This window comes from Lentzea sp. NPDC058450, from assembly GCF_042721395.1.
GTDB lineage: Bacteria > Actinomycetota > Actinomycetes > Mycobacteriales > Pseudonocardiaceae > Lentzea.
On the sequence record NZ_JBHXLO010000005.1, the window covers coordinates 115,077 to 130,346 of the forward strand.

Genomic DNA, 15,270 nt, shown 5'->3' on the forward strand with positions numbered 1-15,270 from the left:
ACGTATGGATAAAGATGTCGACGTGCATGAAGACCCGGCCAAAGGCAGGTTAGCGAGGGTGATGCGCCGGCAGCCGGTGCAACAACGCGGCGCGGCCACTGTTTCGGCGATCCTCGACGCTTGTGCGAGCCTGCTGAACGAATACGACTACGACGACATCACCACGGCCCGGATCGTGGATGTCGCCGGAGTGCCCATTGGTTCCTTCTATCAGTACTTCCCGGACAAAAGATCCGTTGTGCACGCTCTCGCGCTGCGCGGTATGGAGAACTATCTCCGCGAGGTCGAGGAGCTGTTCGTCTCCGATCTGATCGCGGACACGTGGCGCGAGGCCATGAAGCAGATCGTCGCGGTGTACATGCGGATGCTGACCGAGGTGCCCGGCTTCGGGCGGGTGCGGTTCAGCGACATGCTGGACAGCCACCGCCTCGACTCGAGCGTCGACCAGTACGAGCTGATGGCCGAACGGCTGGCGGAGATGTTCGTCAACCGGTTCGGCGCCCACGGCGACGCCCCGGTGATGCTGACGTTCCGGATCGCCGTGCAGACCGCGGACGCGCTGTTCAAGCTCGCCGAACGGGTCGACGAGGACGAGCGCGCGTACGTGGTCGGCACGGCGAACGAGCTGCTCACCGGCATGCTGGGGTCCGTCCTGGAACCCCAGGGCAGCTCAGAGCCCGTAGGCCTCCAGCAGCCGTAGCCAGACCTCGCTCATCGTCGGGTACGAGGGCACCGCGTGCCACAACTGGTCCACGGTGACCTCGCCGACGATCGCGACCGTCGCCGCGTGCAGCATCTCGGCGACGTCCTGGCCGACGAACGTGACACCGACCAGCGTCCGCGTCCGCTCGTCCACGACCATCCGCGCCTTGCCCTGGTAGCCGTCGGCCTGCAACGACGACCCGGCGACCGCGATGTCGAGGTCGACCACCCGGACGTCGCGCCCGGCCGCCCGCGCCTCGGCCGCGGTGTGCCCGACGAACGCCACCTCGGGGTCGGTGAACACGATCTGCGGTACGGCCACGTGGTCGGCCCACGCCTGCCCGGCCGACCGGTCCTTCGGCTCGAACCCGCGCGAGCGCTCCAGGATCGCCGTCCCGACCGCCCGCGCCTGGTACTTGCCCTGGTGCGTCAGCAACGCCCGGCCCGTGACGTCACCGGCCGCGTACAGCCACCGTCCGTCCACACCGGACACCAGGCCGGTGTCGTCGATGGTCAGCGGCTTGGCGTCCTTGGTCGCCGGCACCCGCCCGGTCGCGACGAGGATCTCCTTGCCCTTCAGCACCCGGCCGTCCTCGAGGGTCAGCTCACCGGGCGCGATCGCCGACGCCCGCGCGTTCAGCACGACCTCGACACCGTCCTCGCGCAGCCCGTCCGCCACCAGCGGCCCGACGAACTCCTCCAGCTTCGGCAACGGCCGGTCGCCCGACACCGCGATCGTCACCTTCGACCCGAGCCGTGCCCACGCCTGCGCGAGCTCGACGCCGACGACACCGCCACCCAGCACCACCAGCGACTCCGGCACCTCCTGCGCCGACGTGGCCTGCCGCGAAGTCCACACGGGAGTGTCCGCGAGGCCGTCCAGCGACGGCATCCGCGGCACGCTGCCGGTGCACACCACGACGGCCTGCCGGGCGCGGTACACGGTCTGCCCGTCCGCCCCGGAAACGGTGACCTCGCGCTCGCCGGTGATCTCGCCGTCCCCGCGCAGCACCGTGATGTTCTCCGACTCGGCCCACTTGACCTGGCCCGCGTCGTCCCAGTTGGAGGTGAAGCCGTTGCGCCGCTCCAGCACGGCCATGGGGTCGAGCCGCGCGCCGACGACCCCCTGGAGTCGGTTGGCCGCGGCGACCGCGTGACCGGAGCGCAGCAGCGCCTTGGACGGCATGCAGGCCCAGTACGAGCACTCGCCGCCGACCAGCTCCTTCTCGATCATGGCGGTGGACAGGCCACCCGCGGCCGTCCGCCAGGCCACGTTCTCGCCCACTGCTCCGCCGCCGATGACGATGACATCGAAGTCCATGGCGGCAAGCCTAGGCCTCGATCATGGAAGCCACACGAGGCAGAAGGGGTGCCCGACGGGGTCCGAATACACGCGGAACGTGTCGTCGTTGTCCCGCTGCACGAGCTTCGCGCCGAGAGCCAGCACCTGAGGCTCGGCCACCTCGATGTCGTCCACCAGCACGTCGAGGTGGAACTGCTGGGACCCGGCGGGATCGGGAAAGACCGGCGGCCGGTACTCGGGCGCGAGCTGGAACGCGACGCGGGTGCCCTGGGCGACGATCACCACCCAGGTCTCGTCGCCGCCGTCCAGCCGGGACGCGCCGAGCAGCTCCTCGTAGAAGGACGCCAGCGCGGAGGGATCAGGGCAGTCGAGCACGACAGAACGAAGTTGTCCGACCATGCCCGCCATCCTCTACCGGGTGACGGGCAGCCGCAGCGCTTGCTTGGCGATCGGGTCCAGCGCCGCGTCGCCCGCCCCGCCGGACCACACCGCGAACGCCAGCGTCACGTGGCTGCCCTTGGTGGTGTTGGCGAACGCCGCGTTCTCCATCGGTTTGCCGTCCAGGCCGTTGACGCCGCCGGATCCCGGCAGCGCCACGACCGTGTGCAACGACTTCGCGCTCGGGGCGTCGTACAGGTCCATGTCCGCGACCATCACCGTGGCCTGCTTGCCCTGGACCGTCGTCTCGTAGGTGGCGCGCAGCAGCACACCGCAGTCGTTCGCGATCAGCCACGCCTTCACGTCGCCGAACGCCTGCGTCTGGCAGTCCGCGTCCTTCTTCATGTCCTTCGGCACGAAGTTCGTGCCGTCCACGACCACCGTCGTCGGCTGCGCCGAAGTCGGCGCGGGGGTCGCGTCGGCCGGCTTGTCGTCGCCGGGCAACGCCACCACCAGCCACACCACGAGGATCAACGCGACCAGTGCGGCGCCCGCGAGGTACGGCCAGGTCAGCTTGCCGGGCAAGCGTTTGCGCGCGATCAACGGCTTGATCGTCGACTTCGGGATCAGCATCGTGTTCGCGGACGCCAGGTCGGACACCGCGTCGGGGAACCCCTCCGACAGCAGCGACCGCGCGTCCGGTGGCGTGCCGGTGGTCTGCAGGATCGCGAGCAGCTTCACGGCGTGGTCGGCCGTGCACGGCACCGTCGACGTCGCGAGCTCGCGCGCCGCACTGAGCAAAGTGGACGGTTTGGGGTGCAGCACCCGCACGCCGCGGTTGAGGTCGACCGTCGGCTGCACGACCTGGCTCACGAACGGGCCGACGGCCACGACCGTGCTCACCGGGAGCGGTTCCGCGCGCATCGCCTGGATGCGTTGCGCCACCGCCGTCGCCGCCGCCACGGCCTCGGTCGCCGGGTTGGGCGCACCGTCCTGCGACACGAGCGGCCAGCCGTCGATCTTCCACTGCCCGCCGAGCGGCGCCTCGAGCTTCACCGCCGGGTCGGGGAGGTCGACGCCGACGATCACCAGAACGCCCTTGGGCAGCACGACGATCGCGTCGAGAGGCACGGGGCAGTCCGGCGGTTGGACGCCGACCAGCGCCACGCCACCCAGGACCTCGGTGCCCACGCCGCACGCCGTGAGGGCGGCACGGACGTCCGCCCCAATGGCCGAAGGTTCAGCGCCCAGACGGATCAGCCGCACGAGTCCCTACCTTTCCGCACGGGGGGACACCGTAGCGGTCCGGGGTCGGCCAAACGCACTCGGTCGAGACATTGCGTGATCGCCGTCACCGTTATGTGGATCACTCGTTAGATGGATTGCCTGCCAATGTTCACGGAGGGTCCATGTACAAACGCGCTGCACTGCTCGCTGTGCTCCTGGTGGCCGTCGCTTCCCCTGTCGCGACGGCCGCGCCGACCTCCACCGTCTACGTCCACGGAACCGACATCGCCGCAGCCGAAGCGGCGGTCGAGGCCGCGGGGCTGCAGAAGCTCACCAGCTTCCGCAAGATCGGCGTCGTCGCCGCGCGGGGTGACTCCGCGCGGATCTCCTCCGCCAGGGCCAAAACGGGCGTGACGCGCGTCGAGGTCCAGCAGCCGATCAAGTTCCTCGGCTCCACCTCGCACACCGCCACGCGCGGCCTGGACGCCCGCAACAGCCTCGGCCTGACCGGCGCGGGCGTGTCGGTCGCGGTGATCGACTCCGGCGTCGACCCGACGCACCCGTCGTTCGGAGGCCGGATCGTCCGCAACCTCAAGAGCCTGTGTCTGGACGGCTCCACGCAGACGAACTGCATCGTGCCGGTGCCGAACTTCCTCGACACCGACACCACGTCGCTGGGCGGCCACGGCACCCACGTCACCGGCATCGCGATCGGCGGCGACGTGCAGACGACCGGCGGCGGCCCCGTCATCCGCGGCGCGGCACCCGGTGCGAAGGGCGTCGTGATCTCGACCGGCGCGGCGATCCTGATCCTCGGCGCGGACGCGGCGCTGAACTGGGTGCTGGAGAACCACAACGCCCCGTGCGGCGCCGGGGTGCCCGCCTCCACCTGCCCGCCGATCAAGGTGATCAACAACTCCTATGGTCCGTCTGGCGGCGGTGCGTTCGACCCTGAGTCGGTCACTGTCAAGCTGCAACGACAGCTCGTGGCCGAGGGCGTCGTCGTGGTCTGGGCGAACGGCAACGACGGCGGCGACGGGTCCGCGAACCTGTCCAACCCGCCGGGCACCGACCCGACCCCCGGCGTGATCTCCGTGGCGTCCTACAACGACCAGGAGACCGGCACCCGCGACGGCGCCGTGTCCGACTTCTCCTCGCGGGGTCTCGCGACGAACTCCGCGACGTGGCCGGACATCTCCGCGCCGGGCGAGAACATCACCTCGTCGTGCCGGCTCTACCTGCCGATCTGCGCGACCGGCCTGAAGCCGCAGAACGGCCCTGGCCTGCTGGATCTCGGCACGTTCAACACGATCAGCGGCACGTCGATGGCGGCCCCGCACATCGCGGGCATCGTCGCGCAGCTGTTCCAGGCCAAGCCTTCCGCGACCCCCGCCGACATCGAACGGGCGCTGAAGTCGACGGCCCACAAGTACGGCACCGGTTACGTGCCGGCGGGCCCGTACACCTCGTCGTTCGACAAGGGCACCGGGCTAGTCGACGTGGTGGCCGCGGTAAACGCTCTGTAGATCACGATCACGCATCACTCGGCCGGGAGATCGGGACTTAAGACCTGTATCTGCCCCGGTCGGGTGATGATCGAGCTGGTTCTTATGGCGGACATGCCTCAAGTCGAGGCAGAATGCAGCGAACGGGTTTCGCGGTGATCACCTCACTCTCGGCAAAGGCGTAGGGGAAGACGTCCCTCGTCGAGTAGCGGAGGTCAGCAGTGAGCACCCGTGGCAGCACCAGTGGCGTGGTTTACGTCCACTCGTCGCCGTCTGCGGTCTGTCCGCACGTCGAGTGGGCGATCTCGGGCACCCTCGGTGTCCGGGTAGACCTCAGGTGGGCAGCGCAACCCGCGGCACCAGGCCAGTTGCGCGCTGAATGCGCATGGACCGGAGACGCCGGCACCGGCGCCAAGCTCGTTGCTGCGCTGCGCGCGTGGCCGATGCTTCGCTTCGAGGTCACGGAGGAACCCTCCTCCGGTCAGGACGGCGAACGCTTCTGCTTCGCGCCCGTTCTGGGCCTGTGGCACGCGCGTACGTCGGCCAACGGCGACATCGTCGTGAACGAGGACCAGCTGCGTTCTCTGGCTGTGCGGGCCAGAGGCGGTGAGTCCTTCGCTCATGGTGTCGACGAACTTCTCGGTGCGGCGTGGGACGACGCGCTGGAACCGTTCCGCCGCGCGGGCGACGGAGCACCGGTCACCTGGCTGCACCGTGTCGGCTGAACGCGCTGTTTAGTCCGGAGTGGACCCCCGCTCACCGTTTGGGCAGCGGGGTTTCTTTCCGGTGCGTGGGATCCCACGCGAGCATCAGCTGTCCGTAGAGCGCGGACGAGCGGAGCAGTTGCTCGTGGGAGCCGAGCAACGGCTTCCCGCCGTCCATGACCAGCACCCGGTTCGCCCGCAACGCCGAGCTCAGCCGGTGCGCGATCACCACCAGGATTCCGTTCCGCTGCGCGAAAGCCCGTTCGACGCGCGCCTCCGCGGCGGGGTCCAGGTGCGAGGTCGCCTCGTCCAGGATGACCACTCCCGCGGACGTGACGTAGACCCGTGCGAGCGCCAGAAGTTGCGCCTCACCAGCGGAAAGTCCCTCACCGCCGTGGCCGATCGACGCGTTGAGGCCACCCAGCCCGTCCAGAAGTGGTTTGGCGCCAACCATTGTGGCCGCGGCTATCAGGTCCTCGTCGTTCGCCCACGGTGCGAGAAGTGCGAGATTCTCCCGCACGGTGCCCGTGAACAGGTACGTCTCCTGCGGGATCAACGCGATCGAGTGGTGGCGGATCGCCGGCGCCACCCGGTCCACCGGGACTCCGCCGAACAGCACACAGCCGTGGCCCGGCGGCATCAGACCGGTCAGCAGACTGGCCATTGTGGACTTGCCGATGCCGGACGGGCCGACCACGGCCAGGTGGTCGCCGGGACGCAGGTTCAGCGACAGGCCGCGCAGCACCGGTTCCGACTCGGGGCTCCAGCCGAACGTGACGTCCTGCAGCACGAAGGTGCCGTTGGACGGCGTTTCGGTGCCCGGCTTCTGATCCGTGCGGGGGGCGGCCTCCTGAAGTCGTTTGAGGGCGACCATCAACCGCATCACGACCGTGCTGGTGGTGCGGGCCAGGCCGTGCAGCGCGGGGTTCACGCTGTTGGTCAGGTAGACGACGGCCGCCAGCACCGCACCCGTCGTGAGCTGCCCGGACGCGACCAGCGGGGGAGCGAACGCCACCAGCAGCACGACCGGGGTGAAGCCGCCGATCGCGATCACCGTGGCGCGCAACGAGTTCGCCCAGGCGACCGTGGTCGTGGCCCTGGCCTGCCGGTTGATCTGCTTCGCGATGTCGCGGTAGGCCTCGTCGGACGCCTGGCAGGCGGCGACGTCGCGCAGTCCGGTGAGCACCGAACCGGACGCCTCGGCGGTGCTCTCGTCGGCCATCACGACGTCGCGCTGCCGTTTGGCGAGTGAGGGCAGCATCATCCCGAAGAGCAGCAACGCCGCCACGATCGGCAGCACTACGAGCCAGATCAACGCCGCCGCGGTGGTCGCGAGACCGACGAGCGCGGCGATCGTGGTGACCAGAAGGGCACGCGCCTGCACCAGCACACCCGCCGTGGCGTCCCGGACGACCTCCACGTGCCGCGTGATCATGGCCACCGCGCTGGCGTCCGGGGTGCGGCGGTGCGACGGGTCGTTCAGCACGCCCTTGACCACGCGCGTGACCAGTGCGTCGCGCATCGGTTCGACGACCTCGCCGAGCCGGGCGAACACCTGCCGCTGCCCCCACGCCCCGACCACCGCGAGCACCGCGAACGACAGCAGCCACAGCACGCCGGCCAGCGGCTTCCCCGCGGCGAAACCCCGGTCGACGGCACTGCCGACGAGCCTGCCGCCGAAGAACGCCGGGATGCCTTCGAGCATCGACCAGCCGAGCAGGACCAGCACGCCCTTGCGGTGTCCTGCCAGCGTGGAGAGGTAGAAACGCATCACTCGCCCCCGGTGAACACGGCGCGGTAGTCCTCGTTGTGCCACAGCGCACGGTGCGAGCCCGTGCCCCTGATCCGGCCCTTCTCCAGCCACACCACGAAGTCCGCCCGGGAGGCCGTCGCGGGCCGGTGCGTGACCACGATCCTGGTGCGTCCGGGCAGCGCGGTCGTGAGCGCCTTGTCCACTTTGGCCTCGGTCACGGTGTCCAGACTGGCGGTGGCGTCGTCGAGCACGAGCACGTCGGGATCGCGGACGATCGCGCGGGCGAGCCCGATCCGTTGCGCCTCACCGCCGGACAGCGGGGCGTCGGCCATCGGCGTCTCGTAGCCCTGCGGCAGCCGGATCAGCACGTCGTGGACCTGGGCGGCGACGGCGGCGTCGCGCACCTGGACCTCGTCGGAGTCCGTTCCGTAGCCGATGGAACGGCCGACCGTCGTGCCGAGCAGCGCCGGGCGTTCGAAGGCGTAGCCGACGGAGTCGTGGCCCGAGACCTCGCCGGAGTCCACAGCGGACAGTCCGCCGAGCACGGCCGCGAGCGTCGACTTGCCCGCGCCGGAACTGCCGACGACCGCGACGAACGTACCGGCCGGGATCATCAGGTTCACGCCGTGCAGGGCGCCCTCGACGCGGACGTTCCGGAGTTCGATGACGCCGTTGGAGCGCTGGGGCCGCGGGCGTCGCGGAGCCTCGGTGTCCAGGACCTCGGCGATCCTGGCGGCGCTGGCCCTGGTCCGTTCCAGCACGGTCAGCTGGGTCATCTGGCCGACGATCCCCATGCCGAGCGCCGCGTAACCGAGGGCGGCCAGCACGTCACCGGTGCTCAGTCGTCCTTGCATGACCCCGAAACCGGCGGCGGCGAGCACCGCGACCTCGACGGCGGGCAGTAGGAGCCCGGCTCGCCACATCATCTTGGCCTGGGTGCGCCACATGCCGGCGCCCGCCGCGGCGAGCCGGGGGAGCGGCTCCAGCACGCGGCCGGCCTCGCGGTCGGCGATGCCGGCGGACGCGATCGTGCGCAGACCGGACACCGAGTCGAGGAGTCGTGCGGAGACTTCACCGGAGATCTCCTGGTACGCCAGGACGTCGTCGGCGGTGAGGCGCATGTGCGTGCGGACGAGGTAGCCGGCCAGGGGAGCGCTGACCAGGAACACCGCGGCGAGCCGCCAGTCCAGCAGCGCGAGCGCGATCACCGAGCCGACCGAGGACACGACGGTGACGACGAGACCGATCACGGTCGTCGCGATGGTGCCGGCGTTGCCGCAGTCGCCTGTGACGCGGCTGACGGCGTCTCCGGCGGCGAACTTCGGGGGGTGACCGAGGGTGAGCAGCTGCTGGGTGAGGCGCCGCCGCAACCACGCGGTGGCGCGGGCGGTGATGCTCGCGGCGAGCACGATGCCGATGGCGTCCGCGAAGATCTCGACACCCGCGAGGACGAGCAGGAACACGATCGTGGCCAGTACGAACGTGCCGCTCAGGGCCATGTCGACGGCGCCCGCGAGGGCGGCGGGAAGAAGAAGTCCGCCGGTCGTGGCCACGGCGGCGTTCAGGAGCAGCAACCACGGGCGGTAGTCGCGCTTGACGGTGGAGAACAACAGCTGGTCACCGGGTTTGGTCATCGGCTGTTCCTCCGGGGGTCTGCAAGGCCCATCATGAAGCGAGGGCCCGGCAGCTGGCCGGCTGCCGAGCCCTCTTCAGGCGGGTGAGCGGCATACTTCGCCTATGCCGCTCACCGGCCGTTCACGTGCTTGGTGGAGCTAGATCAGCACAGCAGCAGGGACGCGCTGCTGTGGCTGCAGGGGAGCAGCAGGGAGGCGCTCGACGCGGTCGTGGAACCGCCGCCGCCACCGTGGCCGCTGCCGCCGCCGGCCATGACGTTGGCCGGGGCCTCGGGGGTCTCGAGGTCCTGCATGTCAAGGATGAAGCCCATGACACTGTCTCCTAATTTCGAGGGATCGATCTCTTCTTTGCTACCGGTCCGCGAGGACCGGCGTTCGTGAGCCCAGGAAGGGCAGTGGCGGTTTCTCGTCCACAGTGGACGCGATGGCGAGCAGGACGCCCGCACCGCCGGTGTTGAGGTCCATGGAGAGCCGGCGCAGCTGCACACCGGGGAACGCGAGGCCCCCGCCGTACCGTGCCGCGTGCCAGCCCAAAGCCTTGAGGTGCTGCTGGATCGCGCGTTCGAACCGCGCGTTCGGCTGGTGGTGCGTGGCGTGGGCCAGGGTGGCGAGCAGTCCGGCCCGGCCCAGCGTGAACGCGGGCTGGATGACGAACTCGCCGGTGCAGCCGCTGAGCAGCTCGGGGAGCTTCTCGACGCACGGCCGTTCTGGCGCGTGTTTCGCGAACTCCGTCAGCACCAGCGCGATGCCCGCGCCGCCGATGCCCACGTACGGAAGGCTGCGGAGCGTGCCGTCGCGCACCTGGAGCGAGCCGTCCAGCGCGATCATCGTCTCGGCCAGGTCGCGTTCGAGCGCCTGTTCCGAGAGCTTGAGCCAGCGGCGTTCGCCCGTGTGCTCGAACATCCGCAGGAAGAACAACGCCGGTCCGGACCAGCCGTGCAGCAGGCCGGCCCTTGCTTTGTCGTTGCTCCGGGCGTCGGTGAGCTGCCGCGCGAGTCGTTCCGCGAGCTGCTCGGCCTGGGCGGCGTAGTCGTCGCTCTGGCGGCTGTCCGCGAAGTGCAGCAGGTTCAGGCCGATGCCGGAGAGGCCCGCGCTGAGTCCGTGGTCCTGTGTGGACGGTACGAGCTCGGCGTAGCTCTCGACGATCTCGGCCGCGGCGTCGTGGTGGCCGAAGTTCTCCAGCACGTGCGCGATGCCGTGGGCGCCGGTGTAGAACCCTGGCTGCTTGGGCGGTTCTCTTCTGACCGCGTCGAGGAGCCACTGCTCGTGCTCGGGGAAGCGGCCCTCGCCGGACTCCGCGAGCGCGTGCAGCACACCCGCGGCGCCGTGGCCGAAGTTCGCGCCGCCGGTCTCGAACTGCTCGATGTCGCCGGGGAAGAGGCGATCGTGGCGGTGCGGGGTGGCGCTGTGCAGGATCGCGGTGGCGATCTCCTTGCGCACCAACGCCCAGTCCGGCTTCTGCTCGTCGAACTCGGTGAACGCGGGGTCCGTCGGCGGGTCGACCCGCGGCGTGAGGACGTCGATGATCGGCGCGCAGTACTCGTCGGTGAGCCCGAAGCGGTCCTGGATCACCTTGACGTGCTGCCGGATCTTCGCCGGCGCCAGTTCCAGCACCGTGTTGAGCGGCAGGAAGATCCAGAGCCGGAGCGCGGCGAGCGGGTGCGCGTCGATGTCGAACCCGTCGCGGTCCCGCGGGGCCTGGAAACCCGGCGCGCCGAGGGTGGGCTTGCGGACGTCGTCGATGGTCGAGCTGAGCTCGAAGTCGATGAGCGAGATCTCGTCGTCGTCATCCACGAGGATGTTGAGCGTGTGCAGGTCGCCGAAGACGACGCCGCGCTCGTGGACGCCGGCGATGAGGCTCTCGACCTTGTCGACCATCGCGAGGGCGCGGGCCTTGTACTCGGTGATCGTCTCGTCGCTGACGTCCTTGTGCGTCAACGGGTAGTGCCTGCCGAGCCACTGGCCGAGCGAACGGCCGGGCATGAACTCCATGGCGACGAAGAGGTGTTCCCACTCGGTGAAGCGGTCGTACACCTCGGGTACGCCCTGGACGCCCTGCAGCTTCGTGAGGATCTCGTACTCGCGGTCGAGCCTGGCGACGGCGTCGTCGCCCTCGCGGTCGAGGCCGGCGTGCGGCCGCGCCTCCTTGAGGACGACCTCCTTGCCGTCGCTCTTGCGGGTGGCCAGGTAGACGCCGCCGCCGTTGGAGAAGTGCAGCGAGCTCTTGATCTGGTACGGGAACTTGGCCGGGTCGCCGGCGTTGCGCTCGTCGAGGTGCGGCTTGAGGAACGCCGGCAGCTCGATCCACTCGGGCAGGCTGAAGACGGGCTTGCGCTTGTCGGCGATCAGCTCGCCGTCGGGGCCCTCGATCGCGAGCACCTGCTGCCCGTCGACCTCGAGCCACTGCTCGGCGAACCCGCCGTAGCGCACGTAGAGCGGCCCCTTGCCGAAGCGCAGGTCGCTCAGGATGTACGCGCCGTGCTCGTTGTCGAGGACCTGCGCGAGCTCGGCGAGAATCTGCTCCAGGTGCGCGGCGTCGAGCGGGTAGATCGTCACCAGCTTGCCGCTGCCCTCGCGGGGTGCGTACTTGGAGTTGCGCGCCAGCACGATCGACATGGTCCGCAGGTACTTGAAGCTGATGCGGCGTTCGACGCAGTAGTCGAAAGTCGCCTTCAGTACCCGGCCGGCGTTGTCGAGTCCAGCGGAAACGTGGATTTTCCACCCTTGGTTGGGGAGCTGTACCCCCTTCGGGTGGTGATGCCGCCACACGTTGCGCTCAGCCGTGGTCCAGTCGGGTGGGAGCGCGGGGAGTTCGGTGGAAAAGTCGTCCTTGGAGGTGCTTTCGGTGCTGCTCTGCAGATCGTAGAACTGCCGATCGGCGAAGCAGTACGCCTCGTATCTGAGGTCCACCGAATTCCCTCCCTTGGTTCGTTTTTGCTTTCTTCGATGCCGCATATTCCCGCACAATTCCGAGCCTATGGGGAATCCGCCGTTAGGGTCATATGGGTCGCCCGTTCGTGTCCGAAGGACCCCAGGTTACCGGCGCGTATGTGACTTGTGGTGATGAGGTTTGGGTCCATCTCACTCGATTGAGAGGTTTGCTGGATGGGCCTTGTTCGGCGATCTGCCCGGTTTCCGCTAAACGGCACTGTCGCGTTCTGGAACTTGGGCGCCCGTGACCTGCGCAATTCCAAGTGGATCACGACGTATAGTTAGGCGGGTGCAAACGTTGTGTACGCGCTGTGTCGGCTGCTCTTTACGGGTGAAGCCACAATTGGCTCTCATTGCGTGTTTGATACGGCCGAATGGCGGTACGGAGTCGCCCGTTGGAACTCATTCGTAGGATGAGATTGCCCCTCATCAATTTATGTATCAAACATTGTCTTGCTACATGCACCTTGCCATTTCGCGGTGTGATGTAATCGTTCGAGTGAAATTGCCGTTTTGATGTAACGCGACACGTTTTGTGAGCGGCCCTCTGCTGCCCGGCGTGTCGTGCGGCTAGGCTTGCGCGCGTGGGGAGTCTGGCAAGCCGCTGGCTGGTGCCGGCCGTGGTCGTGATCACCGGTGCCGCAGTGGCCGCCGGCATGGTGGGCCGCGCCCTCTACCTGCGACCCGCGGAAGCCGCCGGGTCTCCCGCCGTGCCGTCGTCCTCTGTGGTCGGGCCGCTGCCCGGGTCGGCTGAGGTGCGGTTGAGCCCCGACTCGTTCACCCATCCCGACCGGACGGCCGTGCAGCGCGTGCTGCAGGCCTACTTCGACTCGATCAACACCCTCGACTTTCCCGGGTGGCGGTCGGTGGTGTCGGCCAAGCGGGTGTCGACGCAGCGCGAGGAGACCTGGATCGCCGCGTACGAGAGCACTCGGGACGGCGGGATGGTGGTGCAGCGCATCGAGTCCGACGTGCTGGGGCGGCGGTTGCGGGTGCTGATCTCGTTCGTGTCCACTCAGGACGTTGCTAAGGCTCCGCCAGCGTTTCCGGAGAAGTGCATCCGGTGGCGGGTCGTGTATGTGATGACTTGGGAGGGTGGGGCGTTGAAGGTGGATGACGCGCCGGAGAGCCGGACCCCTCAGATGGAGAAGTGCTGAGTTCGTCGGCTTTGGTGAGTGGTTGCGTTGGGGCGCAAAGACGAACTGCGGACGAGCGCGGTTTCGTCATCGCCGCTGGCGCGTCGATAGAGATTGGGGCTTGACTTCGGGGCCCTTGCGAGGCGCTCATCGGCCGGAAAAGGCCGGGCTGAAAAGCGCCCGGCCGAGCTCGAGAAGCTAGCACCTCGCACCCAAAGTCAAGCCCCAATCTCTTTGCAGCGTGGGCACGTTGGGCGGGTACGTCACCCCGTACCGCTTGCCGTGGTGCGCCCAGGAGGGACGCCTCGCCTTCGGCATTGCGTTGAGGTCGGGTAGCCATTGCGTTCGCGCGCTCGGACGGGCTCGCCGTCGCCCTGCTGCGCCCGCCTTGCCGCGCCCCTGCCCCGCCTCTCCCGCACGCGCCTCGCCACGCTCCTCCTCGCCTCGGGCGCCTTGCTTGTCGGGCAGCACAAAGCCCCTGTCCGCTGGTGCGGACAGGGGCTTGTGGTCGAGCGGTGTGGACTAGGCCGGGGTGAAGGCCAGGGCCACGTTGTGGCCGCCGAAGCCGAACGAGTCGTTCACGGCGGCGTCCAGCTTGATCTTGCGCGGTTCGCCCGCCACCACGTCCAGCGTCACGGCCGGGTCCAGGTTCTCCAGGTTGAGGGTCTGGGGAACGATGCCGTCGCGGATCGACAGGACGGTGACGATGGCTTCTACTGCTCCTGCCGCGCCCAGCAGGTGGCCCAGTGCGCCCTTCGGGGCGGTCAGGACCGGGTGGTCGCCGATCGCCTTGCGGATCGCCACGGTTTCCGCGACGTCGCCCACCGGGGTGGAGGTGGCGTGGCAGTTCACGTGGCCCACGTCGGACGGGTCGATGCCGCCGGAGCGCAGGGCTGCGGCGATGGCGCGCGACTGGCCCACGCCCTCGGGGTCCGGGGCGGTGATGTGGTAGCCGTCGGCACTGGTGCCGATGCCCGCCAGGCGGCCGTAGATGCGAGCACCGCGGGCTTCTGCGAACTCGCGGCGTTCCAGGACCATGACGCCAGCGCCCTCGCCGAGGACGAAGCCGTCGCGGCCCGTGTCGAACGGGCGTGAGGCCTTCTCCGGCTCGTCGTTGCGGGTGCTCATGGTGCGGGCCTGCGAGAAGCCCGCCACCGGGATGGCCGTGATGCACGCTTCGGCGCCGCCCGCGACGACCACGTCGGCTTCGCCGGACATGATCATGCGGTAGGCCCATGCGATGGCCTCGGCGCCGGACGCGCAGGCGGAGACCGGGGCGTGCACGCCCGCCTGTGCCTTCAGTTCCAGGCCCACGTGCGCGGCCGGGCCGTTCGGCATCAGCATCGGGACGGTCAGCGGCGACACCTTGCGCAGGCCGTGCTGTTCCAGGAGGTCGTCCTGGGTGAGCAGGGTGATCGCGCCGCCGATGCCCGTGCCGATGATCACGGCGAGGCGCTGGCGGTCGACGGTGTCGTCGTTGTGGCCCGCGTCGGACCACGCCTGGCGGGACGCCACGATGGCGACCTGCTCGGAGCGGTCCAGGCGACGGGCTTCGACTCGGGGGAGCACCTCGGTCGGGTCCACCACGAGCTGGGACGCGATCTTGACCGGCAGGTCGTACTTCTCGACCCACTCGTGGGTCATCGGACCCACACCGCTCTTGCCGGCCAGAAGGGCGTCCCAGGTGGACGTGACATCACCACCGAGCGGGGTGGTGGCACCCAGCCCGGTGATGACGACCTCGATGCCCGAAGTCACTTGTTGCTGGTGATGTAGTTCACCGCGTCACCAACGGTCTTGAGGTTCGCCAGCTCGTCGTCCGGGATCTTCACGCCGAACTTGTCCTCAGCCTGGACGGCGATCTCGACCATCGACAGCGAGTCGATGTCGAGGTCGTCCACGAAGGACTTCTCAGCGGTGACGTCGTCGGCGGCAACGCCGGCGACCTCTTCGACGATCTCGGCAAGACCGGACAGGACGTTGTCGCTCACTGAAGT

13 protein-coding genes are annotated in these 15,270 nt (G+C 69.0%); 4 read left to right on the forward strand and 9 right to left on the reverse strand.

The window, feature by feature from the left end; translation table 11 throughout:
* Window positions 1-61 precede the first annotated feature (61 nt).
* Window positions 62-700: a TetR/AcrR family transcriptional regulator gene (locus ACFWNN_RS10455; RefSeq protein ID WP_382439611.1), complete on the forward strand. Its 639-nt coding sequence runs from the start codon at window positions 62-64 to the stop codon at window positions 698-700.
* On the opposite strand, the gene ACFWNN_RS10460 is transcribed toward ACFWNN_RS10455, so the two are convergent.
* From ACFWNN_RS10460 to ACFWNN_RS10470, 3 genes are read right to left on the reverse strand one after another with little or no spacing between them, the layout of a single operon-like run.
* Entirely contained in the window at window positions 671-2,023 is a 1,353-nt protein-coding gene (locus ACFWNN_RS10460; RefSeq protein ID WP_382439612.1) for a dihydrolipoyl dehydrogenase family protein, read from the reverse strand. The two genes, ACFWNN_RS10455 and ACFWNN_RS10460, sit on opposite strands and share 30 nt — an antisense overlap.
* Window positions 2,024-2,044: 21 nt before the next feature.
* A complete protein-coding gene (locus ACFWNN_RS10465) occupies window positions 2,045-2,404 on the reverse strand; it encodes a VOC family protein (protein ID WP_382439613.1) in 360 nt (119 codons plus the stop codon).
* Window positions 2,405-2,416: 12 nt separating this feature from the next.
* Window positions 2,417-3,649 carry a hypothetical protein gene (locus tag ACFWNN_RS10470; RefSeq protein ID WP_382439614.1) on the reverse strand — a complete coding sequence of 411 codons (1,233 nt, stop codon included), beginning with the start codon at window positions 3,647-3,649 and terminating at the stop codon, window positions 2,417-2,419.
* A gap of 143 nt (window positions 3,650-3,792) precedes the next feature.
* Between ACFWNN_RS10470 and ACFWNN_RS10475 the strand changes: the two genes are divergently transcribed.
* Together ACFWNN_RS10475 and ACFWNN_RS10480 are read left to right on the forward strand one after the other, a co-directional pair.
* Window positions 3,793-5,136, forward strand: a complete 1,344-nt coding sequence (locus ACFWNN_RS10475; protein ID WP_382439615.1) for a S8 family serine peptidase — start codon at window positions 3,793-3,795, stop codon at window positions 5,134-5,136.
* 200 nt (window positions 5,137-5,336) lie between these two features.
* Entirely contained in the window at window positions 5,337-5,840 is a 504-nt protein-coding gene (locus ACFWNN_RS10480) for a DUF3145 domain-containing protein (RefSeq protein WP_030474501.1), read from the forward strand.
* Between the two features lie 31 nt (window positions 5,841-5,871).
* Here ACFWNN_RS10480 and ACFWNN_RS10485 read toward each other — a convergent pair whose 3' ends face one another.
* The 4 genes from ACFWNN_RS10485 to lanKC form a co-directional block, all read right to left on the reverse strand.
* Window positions 5,872-7,590, reverse strand: coding sequence for an ABC transporter ATP-binding protein (locus ACFWNN_RS10485; RefSeq protein ID WP_382439616.1), 1,719 nt, complete (start codon window positions 7,588-7,590; stop codon window positions 5,872-5,874).
* Window positions 7,590-9,206 carry an ABC transporter ATP-binding protein gene (locus ACFWNN_RS10490; RefSeq protein WP_382439617.1) on the reverse strand — a complete coding sequence of 539 codons (1,617 nt, stop codon included), beginning with the start codon at window positions 9,204-9,206 and terminating at the stop codon, window positions 7,590-7,592. Before ACFWNN_RS10490 ends, ACFWNN_RS10485 begins: the two co-directional genes overlap by 1 nt.
* Before the next feature lie 143 nt (window positions 9,207-9,349).
* Window positions 9,350-9,517, reverse strand: a complete 168-nt coding sequence (locus ACFWNN_RS10495; protein WP_382439618.1) for a SapB/AmfS family lanthipeptide — start codon at window positions 9,515-9,517, stop codon at window positions 9,350-9,352.
* A gap of 40 nt (window positions 9,518-9,557) precedes the next feature.
* Complete coding sequence (gene lanKC, locus ACFWNN_RS10500; protein WP_382439619.1) at window positions 9,558-12,116, reverse strand: class III lanthionine synthetase LanKC; 2,559 nt, start codon at window positions 12,114-12,116, stop codon at window positions 9,558-9,560.
* A 605-nt stretch (window positions 12,117-12,721) separates the two neighbouring features.
* On the opposite strand from lanKC, the gene ACFWNN_RS10505 reads away from it, so the two are divergent.
* Window positions 12,722-13,294 carry a hypothetical protein gene (locus ACFWNN_RS10505; RefSeq protein ID WP_382439620.1) on the forward strand — a complete coding sequence of 191 codons (573 nt, stop codon included), beginning with the start codon at window positions 12,722-12,724 and terminating at the stop codon, window positions 13,292-13,294.
* Between the two features lie 501 nt (window positions 13,295-13,795).
* Here ACFWNN_RS10505 and fabF read toward each other — a convergent pair.
* A complete protein-coding gene (fabF, locus tag ACFWNN_RS10510; protein WP_382439621.1) occupies window positions 13,796-15,031 on the reverse strand; it encodes a beta-ketoacyl-ACP synthase II in 1,236 nt (411 codons plus the stop codon).
* Window positions 15,028-15,264, reverse strand: coding sequence for an acyl carrier protein (locus tag ACFWNN_RS10515; protein ID WP_030465146.1), 237 nt, complete (start codon window positions 15,262-15,264; stop codon window positions 15,028-15,030). The genes fabF and ACFWNN_RS10515 overlap by 4 nt, the downstream gene beginning before the upstream one ends.
* Between the last annotated feature and the right edge of the window lie 6 nt (window positions 15,265-15,270).

Bases quoted from the DNA above. Each gene is read 5' to 3' on its own strand.
- ACFWNN_RS10485 (WP_382439616.1), bottom strand. From the start codon at position 7,590: ATGCGTTTCTACCTCTCCACGCTGGCAGGACACCGCAAGGGCGTGCTG.
- ACFWNN_RS10460 (WP_382439612.1), bottom strand. From the start codon at position 2,023: ATGGACTTCGATGTCATCGTCATCGGCGGCGGAGCAGTGGGCGAGAAC.
- ACFWNN_RS10475 (WP_382439615.1), top strand. From the start codon at position 3,793: ATGTACAAACGCGCTGCACTGCTCGCTGTGCTCCTGGTGGCCGTCGCT.
- ACFWNN_RS10455 (WP_382439611.1), top strand. From the start codon at position 62: ATGCGCCGGCAGCCGGTGCAACAACGCGGCGCGGCCACTGTTTCGGCG.
- ACFWNN_RS10490 (WP_382439617.1), bottom strand. From the start codon at position 9,206: ATGACCAAACCCGGTGACCAGCTGTTGTTCTCCACCGTCAAGCGCGAC.
- ACFWNN_RS10495 (WP_382439618.1), bottom strand. From the start codon at position 9,517: ATGGGCTTCATCCTTGACATGCAGGACCTCGAGACCCCCGAGGCCCCG.
- ACFWNN_RS10465 (WP_382439613.1), bottom strand. From the start codon at position 2,404: ATGGTCGGACAACTTCGTTCTGTCGTGCTCGACTGCCCTGATCCCTCC.